Annotated in this window: 21 protein-coding genes and 1 tRNA gene; 14 read left to right on the top strand and 8 right to left on the bottom strand. The window is 52.7% G+C overall.

All coding sequences use genetic code 11. The features are described from left to right. Window positions 1-4 precede the first annotated feature (4 nt). Window positions 5-745, bottom strand: coding sequence for a bis(5'-nucleosyl)-tetraphosphatase PrpE (prpE, locus tag AV656_RS05660; protein WP_063179720.1), 741 nt, complete (start codon window positions 743-745; stop codon window positions 5-7). A 125-nt stretch (window positions 746-870) separates the two neighbouring features. Between prpE and mgtE the strand changes: the two genes are divergently transcribed. Both mgtE and AV656_RS05650 read left to right on the top strand, forming a co-directional pair. Beyond that, entirely contained in the window at window positions 871-2244 is a 1374-nt protein-coding gene (mgtE, locus tag AV656_RS05655) for a magnesium transporter (protein ID WP_063179718.1), read from the top strand. A 48-nt stretch (window positions 2245-2292) separates the two neighbouring features. Then, on the top strand, window positions 2293-2697 hold the full coding sequence (locus AV656_RS05650; protein WP_063179716.1) for a hypothetical protein: 405 nt from the start codon (window positions 2293-2295) through the stop codon (window positions 2695-2697). A 129-nt stretch (window positions 2698-2826) separates the two neighbouring features. Here AV656_RS05650 and AV656_RS16080 read toward each other — a convergent pair whose 3' ends face one another. After that, a complete protein-coding gene (locus AV656_RS16080) occupies window positions 2827-3270 on the bottom strand; it encodes a CotY/CotZ family spore coat protein (protein WP_082818624.1) in 444 nt (147 codons plus the stop codon). Window positions 3271-3401: 131 nt separating this feature from the next. Here AV656_RS16080 and AV656_RS05640 point away from each other — a divergent pair, with 131 nt between their 5' ends. From AV656_RS05640 to AV656_RS05615, 6 genes are all read left to right on the top strand, one after another. After that, window positions 3402-3803, top strand: a complete 402-nt coding sequence (locus tag AV656_RS05640) for a hypothetical protein (RefSeq protein WP_063179711.1) — start codon at window positions 3402-3404, stop codon at window positions 3801-3803. Beyond that, the gene (gene spoVAC / locus AV656_RS05635) at window positions 3803-4258 is read left to right on the top strand and encodes a stage V sporulation protein AC (RefSeq protein WP_063179708.1); all 456 of its coding nucleotides are present in this window, start codon (window positions 3803-3805) and stop codon (window positions 4256-4258) included. Before AV656_RS05640 ends, spoVAC begins: the two co-directional genes overlap by 1 nt. Further along, window positions 4252-5274 (top strand): stage V sporulation protein AD, encoded by a 1023-nt coding sequence (locus AV656_RS05630; RefSeq protein ID WP_063179707.1) that lies wholly within the window; start codon window positions 4252-4254, stop codon window positions 5272-5274. Before spoVAC ends, AV656_RS05630 begins: the two co-directional genes overlap by 7 nt. Then, a complete protein-coding gene (spoVAE, locus tag AV656_RS05625) occupies window positions 5271-5633 on the top strand; it encodes a stage V sporulation protein AE (protein ID WP_063179705.1) in 363 nt (120 codons plus the stop codon). Before AV656_RS05630 ends, spoVAE begins: the two co-directional genes overlap by 4 nt. 130 nt (window positions 5634-5763) lie before the next feature. After that, window positions 5764-5931 (top strand): sporulation protein YjcZ, encoded by a 168-nt coding sequence (gene yjcZ, locus AV656_RS05620; RefSeq protein WP_063179703.1) that lies wholly within the window; start codon window positions 5764-5766, stop codon window positions 5929-5931. A gap of 12 nt (window positions 5932-5943) precedes the next feature. Continuing rightward, window positions 5944-6201 (top strand): stage VI sporulation protein F, encoded by a 258-nt coding sequence (locus tag AV656_RS05615; protein WP_063179701.1) that lies wholly within the window; start codon window positions 5944-5946, stop codon window positions 6199-6201. Between the two features lie 53 nt (window positions 6202-6254). On the opposite strand, the gene AV656_RS05610 is transcribed toward AV656_RS05615, so the two are convergent. The 3 genes from AV656_RS05610 to AV656_RS05600 form a co-directional block, all read right to left on the bottom strand. Then, the gene (locus AV656_RS05610; RefSeq protein ID WP_063179699.1) at window positions 6255-6683 is read right to left on the bottom strand and encodes a GNAT family N-acetyltransferase; all 429 of its coding nucleotides are present in this window, start codon (window positions 6681-6683) and stop codon (window positions 6255-6257) included. A gap of 3 nt (window positions 6684-6686) precedes the next feature. Next, complete coding sequence (locus AV656_RS05605) at window positions 6687-7202, bottom strand: 2'-5' RNA ligase family protein (protein WP_063179697.1); 516 nt, start codon at window positions 7200-7202, stop codon at window positions 6687-6689. Window positions 7203-7265: 63 nt separating this feature from the next. Continuing rightward, the gene (locus tag AV656_RS05600; RefSeq protein ID WP_063179696.1) at window positions 7266-7988 is read right to left on the bottom strand and encodes an alpha/beta hydrolase; all 723 of its coding nucleotides are present in this window, start codon (window positions 7986-7988) and stop codon (window positions 7266-7268) included. Between the two features lie 99 nt (window positions 7989-8087). Between AV656_RS05600 and AV656_RS05595 the strand changes: the two genes are divergently transcribed. From AV656_RS05595 to AV656_RS05580, 4 genes are all read left to right on the top strand, one after another. Continuing rightward, on the top strand, window positions 8088-8669 hold the full coding sequence (locus AV656_RS05595; RefSeq protein WP_063179694.1) for a phosphatidylglycerophosphatase A: 582 nt from the start codon (window positions 8088-8090) through the stop codon (window positions 8667-8669). 97 nt (window positions 8670-8766) lie between these two features. Further along, entirely contained in the window at window positions 8767-9762 is a 996-nt protein-coding gene (locus AV656_RS05590) for a TAXI family TRAP transporter solute-binding subunit (protein WP_063179691.1), read from the top strand. Window positions 9763-9853: 91 nt separating this feature from the next. Beyond that, entirely contained in the window at window positions 9854-10384 is a 531-nt protein-coding gene (locus AV656_RS05585) for a DUF1850 domain-containing protein (RefSeq protein WP_063179689.1), read from the top strand. Beyond that, entirely contained in the window at window positions 10356-12371 is a 2016-nt protein-coding gene (locus AV656_RS05580; RefSeq protein ID WP_063179687.1) for a TRAP transporter permease, read from the top strand. Before AV656_RS05585 ends, AV656_RS05580 begins: the two co-directional genes overlap by 29 nt. Before the next feature lie 42 nt (window positions 12372-12413). Here the strand turns inward: AV656_RS05580 and AV656_RS05575 are convergent, their stop codons facing one another. The 3 genes from AV656_RS05575 to AV656_RS16480 all read right to left on the bottom strand — a co-directional run bounded on the left by AV656_RS05575 (window position 12414) and on the right by AV656_RS16480 (window position 13605). After that, window positions 12414-12902 carry a hypothetical protein gene (locus AV656_RS05575; protein WP_063179685.1) on the bottom strand — a complete coding sequence of 163 codons (489 nt, stop codon included), beginning with the start codon at window positions 12900-12902 and terminating at the stop codon, window positions 12414-12416. Window positions 12903-13160: 258 nt separating this feature from the next. Next, window positions 13161-13233, bottom strand: a tRNA-Val gene (locus tag AV656_RS05570). A gap of 228 nt (window positions 13234-13461) precedes the next feature. Beyond that, a complete protein-coding gene (locus tag AV656_RS16480; RefSeq protein WP_197462210.1) occupies window positions 13462-13605 on the bottom strand; it encodes a hypothetical protein in 144 nt (47 codons plus the stop codon). 359 nt (window positions 13606-13964) lie between these two features. On the opposite strand from AV656_RS16480, the gene AV656_RS05565 reads away from it, so the two are divergent. Continuing rightward, complete coding sequence (locus AV656_RS05565; protein WP_063179683.1) at window positions 13965-15353, top strand: aldehyde dehydrogenase; 1389 nt, start codon at window positions 13965-13967, stop codon at window positions 15351-15353. 78 nt (window positions 15354-15431) lie between these two features. Next, complete coding sequence (locus AV656_RS05560) at window positions 15432-16484, top strand: M42 family metallopeptidase (protein WP_063179681.1); 1053 nt, start codon at window positions 15432-15434, stop codon at window positions 16482-16484. Window positions 16485-16493 lie beyond the last annotated feature (9 nt).

Genomic DNA, 16493 nt, shown 5'->3' with positions numbered 1-16493 from the left:
AAGGTCAGCTGAAGTCGCTGAACTTTTCCGGCTGGAACGGCTGAAGGGATGGGACGCTCACCACCGTTTTTTCGGGATAACGGAGGGCGCTCAGTTTGCCGCCGAACACACAGCCGGTATCGACGTTGACCGTGTTGCTGATGAACCGGCTTTCCGGGACAGGCGTGTGGCCGTAGACAATAAACGGTTCTCCCTTATACTTTTTTGCCCAGTCCCGTCTGACGGGGCGGCCATCAGGAAGGGTTTCACCGGTGATGTCCCCGTACAGGACAAATGTGCGCAGGCGGCTGCCGTTCTTTCTGCCGATCAGGTCCTCGCGAATTCCGGCATGGGCGATGATCAGTTTTCCATCATCCAGCATCTGATAGAGCGGGAGCGTTTCGTAAAAGCGGATGTAGCGCTTGCGGATATGCTCCCGCTCCTTGCCTGAGAGGGCTCCGAGTTCTGCGACGGTCGTCTCCAATCCATGCTTTTGCTGGACATTGTTCCCAAGCATATATCGGTATAGTTTGTTGCAATGATTTCCCGGGGAATAAATTAGCTGTCCGGCGTCCTGCAGCATAAATAGGAACTTCAGCATTTCGACCGACTTCGGACCGCGGTCCGTCGCATCTCCGACGAAGGCCGGCAGACGGCCTTCCGGATGGACACATCGTCCGTTTTCCATACGGTATCCCAGTTTACCGAACAGCTCCAGAAATTCATCATAGCAACCGTGAAGGTCGCCGAATATATCCAATTTCAACAAGAAAACACCCCATTCCGCACTGATGATCAGAAAATGACTTAACCTGATTCTACCCCTTACGGCCGTTCTCCAACACGTTTGCGGGAGTTTTGCGGATGGATTGACCGAAAGGAGGGCCCGGCATGCCGGAAACAATGAATGAGCAGGAAGAGACTTATATAGATGAGGATCTGGTCACCCGATTATTGGAGGAGGGTGACCCCGAGGCATTCAGGGAAGAATTCCTTGCAGGCCACCCGTATGACCAGGCGAAATACTATGAGAAAGCCGGGCCCGAGCTTCGCCGGAAAATGTATGAATTTCTGTCCCCGAAGGAACTCGCGGAGATTTTCGAAGTATCCGAGATTGCGGATGACGAGTTTGATGTCTACCTGAACGAAATGGATACCCGGTACGCCGCGGACATGTTCGCGGGAATGTACGCGGACAATGCGGTCGACGTGCTGAATGAGCTCGATAAGTCAAAGGTCCTGACCTACCTGACCCTGATGGACGACGAGGACGCCGGCGAAATCAAAGACCTCCTGCATTATGAGGAGTATACGGCCGGCGCAATTATGACGACTGAATATGTCACAATTCCCGAAAATTCGACGGTCCGATCTGCAATGACCATTCTCCGGAATGCAGCCCCGGAAGCGGAGACGATCTATTATATTTTCGTTACCGATGACGAAAACCGCCTGGCGGGTGTCGTGTCGCTGAGGGATATGATCATCGCGGATGAAAATGCGATTGTGTCGGATATTATGAATGAACGCGTTGTGAGCGTTTTGGTCAGCGACGACCAAGAGGAAGTCGCACGGACGATGAAGGACTATGATTTCCTCGCAATGCCGGTCGTCGACTTCCAGCAGCATCTTCTCGGGATCATCACGGTCGATGATATTATCGATGTCCTCGAAGAAGAAGCCTCTGATGACTATTCCAAACTTGCGGGTGTATCGGATATGGATACGGTTGACCGGAATCCGATTGCGGCGGCCAAAAAGCGCCTGCCTTGGCTGATCCTGCTGACATTCCTCGGGATGGTGACAGCCAATCTGATGGGCCGGTTTGAGCAGACCCTCGATCAGGTTGCTCTTCTCGCGGTTTTCATCCCGCTTATTGCGGGAATGGCCGGAAACAGCGGGACACAGGCCCTTGCTGTTGCTGTCAGAGGGATCGCGACGGGCGACATCGAGGAAGAAAGCAGAATGAAACTGCTTATGAGGGAAGCGGGAACCGGGCTTATCACCGGAACGGTCTGCGGTATCTTCGTCGTCGGGCTGATCTATTTTTGGAAGCACGAGCTCGTTCTTGGGCTTCTGGTAGGCGTGGCGATCGTCGGTTCCATCTTCGTGGCGACCCTCGCAGGTTCGTTTATCCCTCTTTTGATGCACCGGCTGAAAATCGACCCTGCCGTCGCATCGGGTCCGTTTATTACGACGTTGAACGATATCATCAGTATCCTGATTTATCTGGGTCTTGCCACGGTGTTTCTCTCCCAACTGTGACCGATGGGCACCGGCAGGCATACGATGGGGGAAAAAGGATGTGAGCCCATGGCAGAACGAGACGGAGGGCCATTGCTGTACGTGGATGCACCGCCTGCTTATTTTGTTTCCGAGCCGGTCTACAGCCGGGAAGCGGCAGACGAAGAAGTCCAGGAAGCGGTTGACGATGAAGAAGAAAGCACATCGGTCTATGAACTGCCGAAGCGGCCTGAAGAGACCACCAGATTGCTTACACAATTGCGCTTCCTGTCGCGCCCCTTCCAGCGGGAAGTGTACCGCCCGATCCAGTTCCGGCTAAAGGATGGCAGCGAGATCATTGGAGAAATCGAGCAGCTGGATGACGGCAGACTTTTCATTAAAGAACAGATCGAGGATGAACAGCAGCGGGAACTTGACGTCGATGAGCTTGAGGCCATCTGGTGGAAAGGCAAACCGTTTCCGTATGGATCTTAAAAAAACGAACAACCTGAAAGCTGACGGAATATTTCCGTCAGTTTTTTCATTTTCGGCTCATTACTTTTTATAAAATTAAAAACACCGCCCGGACAGTTCCGGGCGGCGGGACACTCCATGCGGCGGTGATCAGTCGTACGGGCACAAATCAACAAATGCATCAGCGACACAGATGATACCGCAGAAGCAGCGGATATCGACAGTAACGCAAAGTCCAGTTGCTTTCCAGGTATAACCCTCTTTGAAGACCGCTCGAAGCATTACACAGCAGTCACCAATGATTTTCTCAACCCGGAAGCATGTGAAGGTAGGATAAGTAGTAGCGTCTTTTTCACAATTTGGTTTATGGACCTTAAATGGATCGCCAGTTTTCGTCAGCAGGTTGATGACCCGGGTATTGAAAGCAGTTGGGCTGCCGAGACCACCGAGCGGCTTTGTGAAACAGCTGGTCGGGCAGTCGTCGCAAAAATCATCAGTGCCGGCGTCCTGGATGTGCTTTACGGCTTTGACCACGTCGCAGAGGCAGTGATCGAAGGAAGAGGAATCAAAATCTTTCTTTCCGCAACAGCTCATTTCTGAACACCTCCTCCCTGTTGGTCTCTGTCTACAATATGCGCCACCCGGGCAGGTGACCGGGCGAACGCACAGATTGCATAGGCAATCGCAGTGGCGGGCATACTGAGCAATAAATGGGAGGTGGCGCCTTGAAACGGGTGATTGCAATTGCAGGAACCTGCCTGCTGCTTGCGGGCTGCGGTGCCGGCGCCGGAGAGATCCGTGTATCCGGCGGGGAACCCGAAGAAAACCAGAAGGTGGAGGAAGTGCTCAAAGAAAAGGACGGAAGGATTGTCTCTGCGGTGGCGGTCTTCGTACATGAGGATCTTCTGGTCGGTGTCCAGGTCAAACCGTTTAGCCGGTTCTCCAAGACCAAGATTGAAGAAGAGCTCACTAAAGAATTGGAAAAGGCGTTCCCGGAAGAGACTGTCACCTTGTCGACTGATCTGAAAATCTTTTGGGAAACAGATAAACTGGACGAGCTCGAGGAGGAAGACAAGTTGCATAAAAAAGTGGAAACAATCAAATCTCTCTCGAAGGAAGAAACCTGATGGACCGCCAGGCATATTCACAGCTGGAGCAGCAAATCACGCCGAAGACGCCAATAGCCCTGAACTTAGTGAAAGCGTTCGTGACAGGCGGAATCATCTGCACAATCGGGCAGGGAATCATGTATTTCTATATGTATTTCTTTGATTTCACGGAGCGTACTGCAGGGAATCCGACCGTCGCCACGATGATCTTCATCGCCATGCTGCTGACTGGATTCGGGAAATATAAGCGCATCGCACAATTCGGCGGAGCGGGGTCAGCCGTACCGGTGACAGGTTTCGGGAATGCGATGATTTCTGCCGCAATCGAGCACCGGACGGAGGGCTACGTGCTTGGGGTGGGCGGCAATATGTTCAAGCTGGCCGGTTCAGTCATCGTGTTTGGCGTCTTTTCTGCGTTTGTAGTGGCTCTCATCAAGACGATCCTAGTAAAATTAGGGGTGGTCGGATGGTAGCAAGGGGTGTGATCCGTTTTGGCAACAGACCGACAATCCGTGCGGCTGCTGTGGCCGCAGGTCCGACGGAAAAGAAGAACAGCCCATTCAGCCATCAGTTCGATCGCCTGTACGACTCGGATCTGATCGGCCAGAAAACAAATGAGCAGGCCCACCGGCAGCTGATCGAAGATGCATGCGACCTTGCACTCAACAAGGCAGGCAAGACGATCAGTGATGCGGATTATCTGGTGTGCGGGGATCTGGTCAATGAGATGACACCATCCAATTTCGCGGCCGCTTCAACAGGCCTGCCCTATGTGGGGCTGTTTTCGGCATGTGCGACGTCGACTTCCGCTCTTGCCTATGCCGCTTTGCTTACGGAAGTGGGCGCCGCATCACTCGTGCTTGCTGGAGCGGCAAGCCATCACAGTGCCATTGAGCGGCAGTTCAGGTATCCGGTCGAGTACGGATTCCAGAAGCCTCAAAACGCACAATGGACAGTGACAGCTGCAGGATTCGCCGCCGTCACCCCTCACGAGCCGGGCTATCCGTCGATCTGTCAGGCCACTGTCGGGCGGGTCGTCGACTATGGCCTGACCGACCCGCTGAACATGGGCGCCGCCATGGCGCCGGCAGCCTTTGATACGTTCAGGAGGCATCTGGAAGCGGCCGGTACGGAACCTGAAGATTACGATGTCATCATCACCGGCGACCTCGGAGCCATCGGGACGCAGCTGTTCAGGAAAATGGCATCCGAAGCCGGGTATGCAGTTGAAGGGGAGCGCTGGAGGGATGCGGGAAAAGAGTTTTATGGAGGGGATCCCGCTTTCTTTGCCGGTGCAAGCGGAGCTGGCTGTTCCGCTGCCGTTTATTTTTCAGACGTGTACAGCCGCATGATGGAAGGGGAATACAGGCGTGCACTCCTGATGGCGACCGGTGCCCTGCTTTCACCGCTATCCTTCCAGCAGGGAGAAAGCATCCCTTGCACTTGCCATGCTGTCGAGCTGGTGATGGGAGAGGGGGAAGGAAGATGACGGCATCCTTTTTGATTGCATTTGTCGTTGGCGGGCTTTTCTGTGTGATCGGGCAACTGCTGTTCGATGTCGCCAAGCTTACCCCCGGCCATACCCTCTGCCTGCTGGTCGTCTCAGGTGCGGTTCTCGACGGGTTCGGGCTATATGAACCGCTGATTGACTTTGCGGGGGCGGGTGCGACCATCCCGATCACGTCTTTCGGGAATTCACTGACACATGGTGCCCTCCAGGAAGCGGAAAAGCATGGACTGGTCGGGGTCATCACCGGAATGTTCGAAGTGACAAGTTCCGGCATCAGTGCCGCAATACTTTTCGGCTTCATCGCCTCGCTCCTGTTCCGTTCCAAAGGCCGCCCATAACAAATTAAGTCCCGATGCGAGCCAGAAAAAGCAGCGGGACTTTTTTGTATTCAAAAAAAAGCGGGCAATCGCCCTCTCACCAATCGATATACCGCCATACCTTACAAGGAACAGGAAAGGGGGGAGTGCAATGTTCGGTTACGGTTACGGCGGCGGTGGCGGCTACGGTGGTGGCTGGGGCTGCGGCGGCTATGGCGGTGGCGGCTACGGCGGTAAGTCCTACGGCGGTAAGATGTTCGTGCTGATCGTCATCCTGTTCATCCTGCTGATTATTGTAGGCAAGAGCTACAACTACTAAGGAGGAGAATGGATGAACGAGTCGTTTTTCCGAAAAATCGAGAACAAGACGGGCGTCTCGATGGATGAATTGTTTGCACTGGCCAATGCAGTCCAGCACGCCAATTTTCAGGATGAGCGACAAGTCAGGAAGATCATCCGGAAGGTCGGGAAGCTTGCTAAAAAGGATGTATCCAAGCAGTTGGAGGACCAGATAGCAGAATCCATCCTGAAAAACGGCAATTCCCTGAATGTCGGGGATATCCAACGGATGATTGAAAAAAACAACTAAGCTCCAATATAAAATCCGCGTCAGACCACTCAGGGTCTGCGCGGATTTTTGCGTTAAATCGGTTTTTCCATCACGCGGTGAGGAATACCTGCATCCATAAATTCCGGTGAGGTCACGGTGTAGCCGATCTTCTCGTAGAATGGGACAGCATGGTTTTGTGCATTGAGCCGGATTTTGCCGAGACCGGCTTTTCGTGCATGTTCCTCCAGCATGACCATCATCTGCTGTCCGAGACGACGGCCCCGGTATTCAGGGAGGACGCAGACCCGCTCGACTTTGCCGACACCGTCGCCGATGTCCCGGATCCTGCCTGCAGCTATCGGACGCTCTCCGTCATAGGCGATAAAATGGACAGCTTCCTGATCCAGTTCATCCAGCTCGATATGGATCGGCACGCCCTGCTCCTCAACAAAGACCGCTTTGCGGACGGTGAAGGCATCCTCACGTTCTGTTTCAGTCGAAGCGAGCTTCAGGCTTACCATCGATCACTCATCTCCCGACAGTGTAAAGGTTTCGTAGACTGTCCAAGGACCGTCCTCAAGCTGATAGAGGAGATGGACCCGATCGATCGTCTCTGTATGCTCGAAGTTATCCATCTTAACCTGTCCGATGATGTCGTCGTGCTCACCGTCGGACATCTTTTGGGCAATCGTGATGTGGGGCACGTATTGATGGTTTTCAATATTCTTGATGAAGTCGAGACTGAGGGCCTCGCGGAGTCCGAGGATCTCATCATTCGGCTCGATTTTGAGGTAGATTGCGTTTGTAATTGGAGCGAACGTGCTGGCTCTCATTACTTTCAGTTCGAACGGCTTTTGTTTGGCTGCAACCTGCAGCAATTCGTCAGCCGCCTCCTTCATCTCCTTCCCATCCAGCGTGAAAGGCCCCAGGATAGTCATATGGGGCGGGATCAGGGCGTAGTGTGCATCATAGCGTTTGCGGTATGTGTTGGCCCTGTCCTGCAATTTTTTGGAAGGGAATGCAACAATTCCGTATTTCATGCGAAGACCTCCTTTATATGTTCTCCCATAAGGATATCAGAAAGTTCGCCGATTGGTTAATCTTCACTTTCCGAAAGCAAACCGGATGGCGCGTTCAAGATCGCGCTGCCAGAACTTCCAGGTGTGCTTGCCATCAAATTCTTCATAGAATGACGAAAACCCTTTTTTCTCGATTAACTTCCTTAATTTTCGGTTCGGATTCAGAAAATCATCGATTTCACCAGTCGTTGTCGGGACTTCCGTCTCGCCGGTTCCGATGACCTGATAGATGTCGAAAGCTGCGGGATCAGATACTGATTCGACAGCTGTCATGACCTGTTCATCCACATAAGGGGAGTGGCAGACGACCTTGCCGAAACTGTTCGGGTATTTGCAGGCGGTCATCAGCGATACCGTGGCCGCAAGGGAATCCCCGATCAGTCCCCGGCCGGCACCCATCTGGTAAGTAGGGAACTCGGAATCGATGAACGGAACGAGTTCATGGGCAATAAATCTGATGTAGTCGCTATTCCTGTCGCCGTCGGGGTGATACATCCTTCTCCGTTCACTTACGCTTTTGTAGGGAACACCGACGACGATGAGCCGCTCGATTGCATTTTCTTCATATAATTTTTCCAGAAGCCTCGTCATCCGGCCGTACTGGAAGTAGTCCTTCCCGTCTGATGCAATCAGCACCGAGTGTTTATAAAGGTCGGAATAGTTCTCGGGAAGATAGACAAGCAGTTCCATCTCCTCACCGAGCGCCTCGCTCTGTAATGTCAGTTCGTTAATGCGTCCTTTTTTCAAACCGTGTCCTCCTCATGAAACGTATAGATAAAATTGTAGCATACTGAATATTGCAGGTATAATATGTGCATGCGTCCAACAAAGAAAGGGGAAATTGACATGTTTGACCACAACAGGAAAGTCCCGTCGGCTACGGTTACGAAAGCTGCAAAAGAGGCCCTTACACGCCGGGGGGTCAGTATTGAAGCCATTGCCAAAATCGTCTATGAGATGCAGGCGCCATACAACGATGGCCTGAAGCTTGCACACTGCATCGAATCCGTCGAAAGCGTTCTCGAGAAGAGGGAAGTTCAGCATGCGCTTCTGGTCGGCATCGAGCTCGATGTACTGGCTGAGAAAAAGCAGTTGTCCGAGCCCCTCCAGTCGATCGTCGATTCGGATGAAGGCCTATTCGGAGTGGATGAGACAATTGCACTTGGTGCCGTCTATACGTACGGGAGCATCGCGGTAACGACATTCGGTCACCTGGACAAGAACAAAATCGGTGTCATCAACCACCTGGATACTAAAAAAGGGATCGGTGTCCATACGTTCCTGGATGATCTTGTCGCAAGCGTGGCGGCATGCGCCTCGTCCAGAATCGCACACCGCACGCGGGATCTTGAAGAGAAAGGGGAAACGTTCAAGGCATTGCCTCCGGAGGAGACGGCGCCCGAAAGCGATGTGGATGGGGCGAAGTAAACGATAAAGCGTTTCCAAGAAAGCGTTGACATGTGAATAATGGCTCAGTAGAATAGCAATAGTATGACTAATTAAATAGAGAAGGGGAGGAGCAACTATGAAAAAGAAATTCCGATTCTTGGCTTTTATCGGAATCGTTTCTCTATTCATGCTGGCGGCTTGTGGGGGCGGCGACAGTGCCGACAGCGGCAGCAGTGAAGACGGAGGAGACGAAGGTTCCAGCGACGTTAAATTCCTTAGTATTCTGACCGGCGGAACGCAAGGCACGTATTACCCGCTCGGCGGATCATTTGCAGAATTCATTTCCGAAGAGACCGGCATTAAGACAACAGCTGAAAGCTCCCAGGCTTCCGCGGCCAATATGACCGCACTTGCGGATGATACGGCAGAAATCGCCTTTGTCCAGACGGACATCGCCTATTACGCAAACAAAGGTGAACTGATGTTTGACGGTCAGGCGATCGACAACGTCTCGGCGCTGGGTTCGCTTTATCCGGAGACCGTTCAGCTTGTCACAACAGAGAAATCCGGCATCAAGTCTTATGATGATCTGAAAGGCAAGAAAATCTCTGTCGGTGCACCGGGTTCCGGTACGTATGCGAACGCGGAGCAGCTGCTTGAAATTCACGGGCTCACAATGGATGACATCGATGCGCAGAACCTTGACTTCGGCGAATCCACAGAAAGCCTCCAGTCCGGCCAGGTTGATGCAGCATTCATCACTTCCGGTACGCCGACAGGCGCTGTTGAAGGCTTGAACGCAACGACGCAAGTCTACATTGTACCGGTTGAAGATGCCAAAGCGGATGAGCTGATCGAGAAGTATCCTTACTATGCAAAAGATACAATTCCATCCGGAACATATGGCCTGACGGAAGACGTTCCGACGGTATCCGTAGGTGCGATGCTCGTCATCCAGAACGATATTCCTGATGATGTCGTCTATGACATCACTAAGGCCATCTATGAAAACACGGACAAGATCACGCATGCCAAGGGCCAGCTGATCAAAGCCGAAAAGGGCCTTGAAGGCATCGGTATTCCTGTGCACGCCGGTGCACAAAAATACTTTGACGAAGTTAACGGCAACTGATTTCGCCGTCTACATGCAGTGAAGCGATGAAGCCGTGCTTCATCGCTTCACTTTGTTCTTTTTGCCGTCGCCGGCAGGAAGGAGGCGCGCGATGCGAAAAGTATTCATCGCTGCCATACTCATTACGGCAGTGGCCGGCATGATGAATGTACCGATATCGGATGCCTTCGTGTTCACCGAGACCCGTTCAGAAAATCCTGCCATCCACTACATACGGCAGACGGAAGGCGACCGGTTCGTGATCCGGTATACCCATTCAATCCATCTGTCTGACGTGGTTGAAACATACGAGGTCACCGGAGACCGACGGATCCGCCTTGTCCGGATGGAGTATGAAGATCTGGCAATCGGATTGCCCGGCCACGCGGAGGAAGGAGAGACCTTCACCGCCGAGGACGGCCATTATACACTCGAATATGAAAACCGTGTGCTTGACTCGTTTGTCCTCTTTGTTGCGGATATCGACACGGATCTCGAATTTCGGTACGGCGACCGCGGCTATGACCTGAAGAAACATCTCGATCGGGGATCATCCTATCGATTCGAGTTAAGACAATTGTCGCTATTGGATTTAGTGAAGGGAGTGAAAATGAATGGCGGACAATCAAATCAAGAAGGATAACCTTCATGACCAATTATCAGAAGAAGAGCAGCTTGAACTTCTGAAAAAATATGATCCCGAATCGAACACGCGTGACGTGAAGGGCATCATGAAAAAGATCGTCTTTTTCGGGCTGCTGGCATTCTCGCTGTTTCAGCTGTACACAGCGGTATTCGGACAGTACACGGCTTATATCCAACGCTCGATCCACCTTGGATTCGCGCTGTCGCTGATTTTCCTGCTGTTCCCGTTCCGGCGGAAAATGGCGAAGAAAGATAAAGTGCCTTTCTATGACATCATTCTTGCCCTGCTTTCAATCGGCGTGGGACTGTATTGGCCATTGATGTACAAGGATCTTGTCCTGCGGATCGGCCGAATGACCGATCTTGATATGGCAGTTGCCATCATAGCCGTCCTGCTGACCCTTGAGGCTGCACGCCGTGCTGTCGGCCTGCCGATCACGATCATCGCTTCAGCTTTTCTCATTTATGCATTCACCGGACCTTACTGGCCTGGTTTCCTCGCTCACCGCGGCCAGGACCTGACCGCTCTGTCACAGCTGATGTTTTACACAACAGATGGAGTGCTTGGTACACCGCTCGGGGTTTCGGCCACATTCATCTTCGTCTTCCTCCTGTTCGGGGCGTTCCTCGTCAAAACAGGAGTCGGTCAGTATTTCAATGACCTGGCCGTGGCAATTGCCGGGAAACTGACCGGCGGTCCTGCAAAGGTCGCTGTATTCTCCAGTGCCCTGCAGGGAACCATTTCAGGAAGTTCTGTCGCGAACGTCGTCACCTCGGGCTCCTACACGATTCCGATGATGAAAAAATTGGGCTATCGCAAGGAGTTTGCCGGCGGCGTTGAAGCTGCAGCTTCGACCGGCGGTCAGCTGATGCCTCCGATCATGGGAGCGGCAGCGTTCCTGATGGTCGAATTCATCGGCGGAATCACTTATTGGGAAATCGCCAAGGCTGCTGCAATTCCCGCATTACTTTACTTTGCCGGCATCTGGATCATGACGCATTTCGAAGCGAAGCGCGTCGGTCTTGAAGGATTGCCGGACGATCAGATGCCAAATCGGAAAGAAGTCTTCAAAAAGATTTACCTGCTGCTTCCGATCCTTGGGATCATCGTCTTCCTGCTTGTCGGCATTCCGACCATGCAGGCTGCACTCTGGGGAATCGTTCTCACGATTGTTGTCAGTGCGTTCGACAAGAAGACCAGAATCAACTTCAAAGATATGATCAATGCACTAGTTGATGGAGCGAGGTCTGCACTAGCCGTTGCAGCCGCCACAGCCTGCGCGGGCATTATTGTTGGTGTCGTCGTGAAGACAGGCCTCGGACTTAGCCTGGCAAACGGCCTGATCTCCGCTTCAGGCGGCCACCTGTTCCTGACTCTCTTCTTTACAATGCTTGCGGCAATTGTTCTGGGGATGGGGTCTCCGACCACTGCCAACTATGTCATTACTTCGACGATTGCAGCTCCCGCCGTCATCGCCCTGCTGATGATTGATGAACCGACCGGCGCCGCAGTACCGGTTGTCGTGGCGCTGTCTGCACATCTGTTCGTGTTCTACTTCGGGATCATTGCGGATATCACTCCGCCGGTTGCCCTTGCGGCCTTTGCGGCATCCGGAATCTCCGGCGGCGATCCGATCAGGACCGGAATCAACGCATCCAAGCTGGCCATCGCGGCGTTTATCATCCCTTACATGTTCGTCTACAATCCGGCAATGCTCATGGTCGATGCGACCGTGCTTGAAATTGCCTGGGTCACTCTTACTGCATTGACGGGAATGTATGCATTGAGTGCCGGCCTTGTCGGCTACTGGTACAAGAAATTGAGCTGGATTGAGCGGATCATCACCCTCGTGGCCGGTGCCCTGCTCATCATTCCTGAGGGCATGACAGATGTATTCGGATTTGTCCTGTTTGTCGTCATGTTGGCCATCCAATTTATGACCCGCAATAAAGACAACAAGGAACCCGTTTCCGCTACATCCTGAAATAAAAAGAATCCCTGCAGATAAAGTCTGCAGGGATTCTTTTCATTTGTTCGCACCGGTCAGTTCCATGCCCCGTTCCTTCATCAGATGCTGCAGTGCGGAGCGGAACGTCGAAAAGGACTTTAGCTTGTTCACGAATGGCAGTCCGGAAAGCGCCACTTCCCTGGCGAAGTGGGGGGTGAATCCTACGGTGATCACTTCGATGCCCATCAGGCTGAGCGAAGCCGAAAGCTCTTCGACGGCCCTCCCGAAAACCGACAGACTGTCCGGGTTTTCGATGGAAAGAGCCGTAAAATCAAGAATCGCAATTTGCGTGCCGGTCACGGCAACATGGTTCAGCACTTTTGAAACAACGTTCTGTGAAAATTCAGGGGTAAGTTCGCCGGCAAACGGAACCAGGATCGTATCCGGCATGATGGAAGGGATGATCGGCACCATCATCTGGCTGATCAGACTCTCCAGTTCTCCGACCTGCTGCCTGAGCTGGTCGATCGTCTGCTGCATTTCTTCCCGGGTCAGGTGATCATTCATGATGGATTCCTCACTGGTTTATATATTTTGGGGTTGATTGATCTATGACTATTATACGGAATTATCACAGGTTCGCCATCAATAGCCGCTGCGGCTAAGATTGCATAAGGCTGGGGCACGGGAGGTCATGTCGAAAGAAACGGCAGATAATCCGAATCGGATATATCAATCCTGAAGAGATAGGAACCCTGCAGGCAGGGGATAGCCGCGATATCACAAAAAACGCCTGATCCTTGGTAGGATCAGGCGTTTTCATGATGATTCCGACTGGGCTCGAACCAGCGACCTCTACCCTGTCAAGGTAGCGCTCTCCCAGCTGAGCTACGGAATCAAATCTGGGATGTTTGCTTGTTGTTCTCTCAAGCACATTTACAATAATACAAGGGGATAGGGGGAAAGTCAACGCAATCACTGAAATAAAACTTTTCAGAATTCACAGCAACTCGGAAACCTAAAAAAGATAAGGACCGTCCTCGTGTCTGGATGGCACGCTGGGACAGTCCTTATGTATGCTCTGCATTTATACCGGCTGACGGCAAATATCGCATCGTCACTTAAGTTATTGCTCCTGAGGGACGGTTTCTTCTTCTTGTGAGAAGTAAAGGAAGTTTTCTTCTTCCAGTTCGGTAACCCGCTCGCGATTAAGTCCCATCTCAAGATTTCCCGTAAACATATGATCCCACCATTGTTCTTGTTTCATCATGTCATTTCCTCCTTGATCTTTTCGTTGTTTGATCTTCTATACCCCGCGTAATCGGAATCCGAAACAGAGTGAGGAACAAAACAAGCCGGAAGACCTATTTTTCTATCTAGCCGGGAAAAGGAGCGTATGAAACTGAAAAAGTGCGATATTCACCGCCTGGGGCCGGGATGCATGGCGGGCCGGCAACGAATTACCTGCCCGTAACCAAAGGTTGCCCGAGTCGTCAGCCGTTTATGAGCTTCAAAAAAAATTTACAATGCGGCAGGTCATCCGGAAGGGAATAGCATACCCCGATTTATGTTTTGATATCCGTACCCGCCGGAGATAAGATGAACAAAGAATGAAAGGAGTGGTTGAACATGGGATTTACGGAGGCAAAGGCCGGCGGTATCGTTGCCAGTCAGCGCAGATTTTATTGGACTGGCTCTACAAAAACTGCCCGATTCAGGAAAGACCGGCTGATGGATTTGCACGGAGCCATCCGCAAAAGGGAAAAAGACATTTCGGATGCGCTGGCAAAGGACTTGGGCAAAAGTGAATTTGAATCTTACATGACCGAAATCGGTTTTGTCTTATCCAGCATCCGGGAAATGGCATCCAGCATTGAAGAATGGATGAAGCCGGAGCCGAAAAAGACGCCTATTCATTTCCAGCCCGGAAAAAGCTTCGTCATCCGGGATCCATGGGGGACGGTGCTCATCATCGGCCCGTTCAACTATCCATTCCAGCTTGTCATCGAACCTCTGGCCGCAGCAATTGCAGGGGGAAACACGGCGGTACTGAAACCTTCCGAGACGACCCCGAACGTATCTGCAGTGATCCGGGAGATGATTGCGGACACATTCCCGCCGGAATATGTGACTGTCGTGGAAGGGGGCAGGGAAGAGACGTCTGCGCTGATCCATGCGCCGTTCGATTTCATGTTCTTCACGGGCAGTGCAAAGGTCGGGTCAATCGTCATGAAGGCCGCTGCCGAGCGGCTTGTGCCGGTGGTCCTTGAGCTTGGCGGGAAAAGTCCTGCCATTGTCGACCAGACTGCGGACCTCCGGGCAGCAGCGGAGCGGATTGCCTGGGCAAAGTTCACGAATGCCGGGCAAACCTGTGTTGCGCCGGATTATTGTCTCGTGCACCACACCATAAAGGATGCATTTCTCGAAGAAATGAAAGAGGCAATCAGGGGCTTCTATGGCACGGACCCTGCGAAATCTCCTGATTATGCCAGAATCGTGGATGAGCCGCAGTTCGACAGGCTCCGGGAAATGATGGATGAAGAACGCCCCCGGATCCTCTCAGGCGGTCGGATGAACCGGGATACCCGATACATGGAACCGACCGTGGTCGACAGTCCGCCTGAAGGAAGCCGGGTGATGGAAGAAGAGATCTTCGGCCCGATTCTCCCGGTCTACGGCTATTCGAGCCTGACGGCGGTCATCCGCTCAATCCGTGAGCGTCCGAAGCCGCTAGCCGCTTATCTGTTTTCGGAAAACCAGGGTGCGATCGATTATTTTCTGTCTGAGCTGCCATTCGGCGGCGGATGCATCAACGACGCGCTGTCGCATGTCGGCAATACGGCACTGCCATTCGGCGGTGCTGGCCCCTCCGGGATCGGCAGCTACCATGGCAAGTACGGGTTTGATGCATTCACACATGAAAAGGGAATCCTGAAGCGGGGAACGGCACTTCCGGTCAGGATCGCCTTTCCGCCTTACGGCAACCGTCTGAAGCTGATCCGGCGATTTCTGAAATGATGCCGGCGATTCGTGACGGACACTCCATGTAGGCGTATAATGAAAGCTGGACTTTTTCAGTCGGGGGGACACATTCACATGGACTTAACTTTTGACCTTGAACACTCACTCAAGATTCTTGAAGAACTCGTGAACACTCCGAGCCCATCCGGCTATACGAGGGACGCCATGATGCTGGCCGAAACCTATCTGGCCGGGAGCGACGCGGAGCTCACCCGCACGAACAAGGGTGCCGTCATCGCAACATTCCGCGGTGAAGATGATAGCAGAAGCCGTCTGATTACTGCACATGTCGATACGCTCGGCGCAATCGTCAAGGAGGTCAAATCTTCCGGGCGGCTGAAGCTGGATAAGATTGGCGGATTTAATTGGAATGCCGCAGAAGGGGAATACTGCACTGTCCATACGGCGGACGGCAAAAAGATCCGTGGGACGATCCTGATGCACCAGACGACCGTTCATGTCTATCGGGATTCCGGCAAAGCGGAACGGAGCAGCGATAACATTGAGGTCCGGCTGGATGAGCGGACCCGTAGTGCAGAAGACACCAGGGCGCTCGGGATTGAGGTGGGTGATTTTGTATCGTTCGATCCGCGTTTTGAGAGAAGCGGAGGCTATGTCAAGTCACGTCATCTCGACGACAAGGCAAGCACCGCACTTCTACTTGAGCTTGCGGCCAGGCTGAAGGAGAGCGGCATGAAGCTTCCTCATACTCTTCACCTCTACATCTCCAACAATGAAGAGATCGGATTCGGAGGCAACGCCTCGGTGCCGGCAACTACGGTTGAGTACATCGCATTTGACATGGGCGCAATCGGTGACGGGCAGTCTTCAGATGAGTATACCGTGTCAATCTGTGCAAAGGATTCGAGCGGACCGTACCATTACGGCCTGACCCGGCACCTGGCAGATCTGTGCAAAAAGCAAGGTATTCCGCACAAGCTTGATATCTATCCTTATTATGGCTCGGATGCCTCCGCGGCAATCCGTGCGGGATTTGATGTCCGGCATGCACTTTTTGGTCCCGGGATCGAATCGTCCCATGCACTTGAAAGGACCCATACGGATTCCCTTGAGGCGGCGGCCCGCCTGCTGAGGGCTTACATTCTTTCGCCTCTTGCGGAAGATTGAGGAGGAAAC

The sequence above is a fragment of the Bhargavaea cecembensis genome, from assembly GCF_001619585.1.
GTDB classification, from domain to species: domain Bacteria; phylum Bacillota; class Bacilli; order Bacillales_A; family Planococcaceae; genus Bhargavaea; species Bhargavaea cecembensis_A.
The sequence above is the reverse complement of the archived record's forward strand: the minus strand, read 5'-3'. Positions and strand labels throughout refer to the sequence as shown.

Bases quoted from the DNA above. Each gene is read 5' to 3' on its own strand.
- mgtE (WP_063179718.1), top strand. From the start codon at position 871: ATGCCGGAAACAATGAATGAGCAGGAAGAGACTTATATAGATGAGGAT.
- AV656_RS05650 (WP_063179716.1), top strand. From the start codon at position 2,293: ATGGCAGAACGAGACGGAGGGCCATTGCTGTACGTGGATGCACCGCCT.
- AV656_RS16080 (WP_082818624.1), bottom strand. From the start codon at position 3,270: ATGAGCTGTTGCGGAAAGAAAGATTTTGATTCCTCTTCCTTCGATCAC.
- spoVAC (WP_063179708.1), top strand. From the start codon at position 3,803: ATGGACCGCCAGGCATATTCACAGCTGGAGCAGCAAATCACGCCGAAG.
- AV656_RS05630 (WP_063179707.1), top strand. From the start codon at position 4,252: ATGGTAGCAAGGGGTGTGATCCGTTTTGGCAACAGACCGACAATCCGT.
- spoVAE (WP_063179705.1), top strand. From the start codon at position 5,271: ATGACGGCATCCTTTTTGATTGCATTTGTCGTTGGCGGGCTTTTCTGT.
- yjcZ (WP_063179703.1), top strand. From the start codon at position 5,764: ATGTTCGGTTACGGTTACGGCGGCGGTGGCGGCTACGGTGGTGGCTGG.
- AV656_RS05615 (WP_063179701.1), top strand. From the start codon at position 5,944: ATGAACGAGTCGTTTTTCCGAAAAATCGAGAACAAGACGGGCGTCTCG.
- AV656_RS05610 (WP_063179699.1), bottom strand. From the start codon at position 6,683: ATGGTAAGCCTGAAGCTCGCTTCGACTGAAACAGAACGTGAGGATGCC.
- AV656_RS05605 (WP_063179697.1), bottom strand. From the start codon at position 7,202: ATGAAATACGGAATTGTTGCATTCCCTTCCAAAAAATTGCAGGACAGG.
- AV656_RS05595 (WP_063179694.1), top strand. From the start codon at position 8,088: ATGTTTGACCACAACAGGAAAGTCCCGTCGGCTACGGTTACGAAAGCT.
- AV656_RS05590 (WP_063179691.1), top strand. From the start codon at position 8,767: ATGAAAAAGAAATTCCGATTCTTGGCTTTTATCGGAATCGTTTCTCTA.
- AV656_RS05585 (WP_063179689.1), top strand. From the start codon at position 9,854: ATGCGAAAAGTATTCATCGCTGCCATACTCATTACGGCAGTGGCCGGC.
- AV656_RS05580 (WP_063179687.1), top strand. From the start codon at position 10,356: ATGGCGGACAATCAAATCAAGAAGGATAACCTTCATGACCAATTATCA.
- AV656_RS05575 (WP_063179685.1), bottom strand. From the start codon at position 12,902: ATGAATGATCACCTGACCCGGGAAGAAATGCAGCAGACGATCGACCAG.
- AV656_RS16480 (WP_197462210.1), bottom strand. From the start codon at position 13,605: ATGATGAAACAAGAACAATGGTGGGATCATATGTTTACGGGAAATCTT.
- AV656_RS05565 (WP_063179683.1), top strand. From the start codon at position 13,965: ATGGGATTTACGGAGGCAAAGGCCGGCGGTATCGTTGCCAGTCAGCGC.
- AV656_RS05560 (WP_063179681.1), top strand. From the start codon at position 15,432: ATGGACTTAACTTTTGACCTTGAACACTCACTCAAGATTCTTGAAGAA.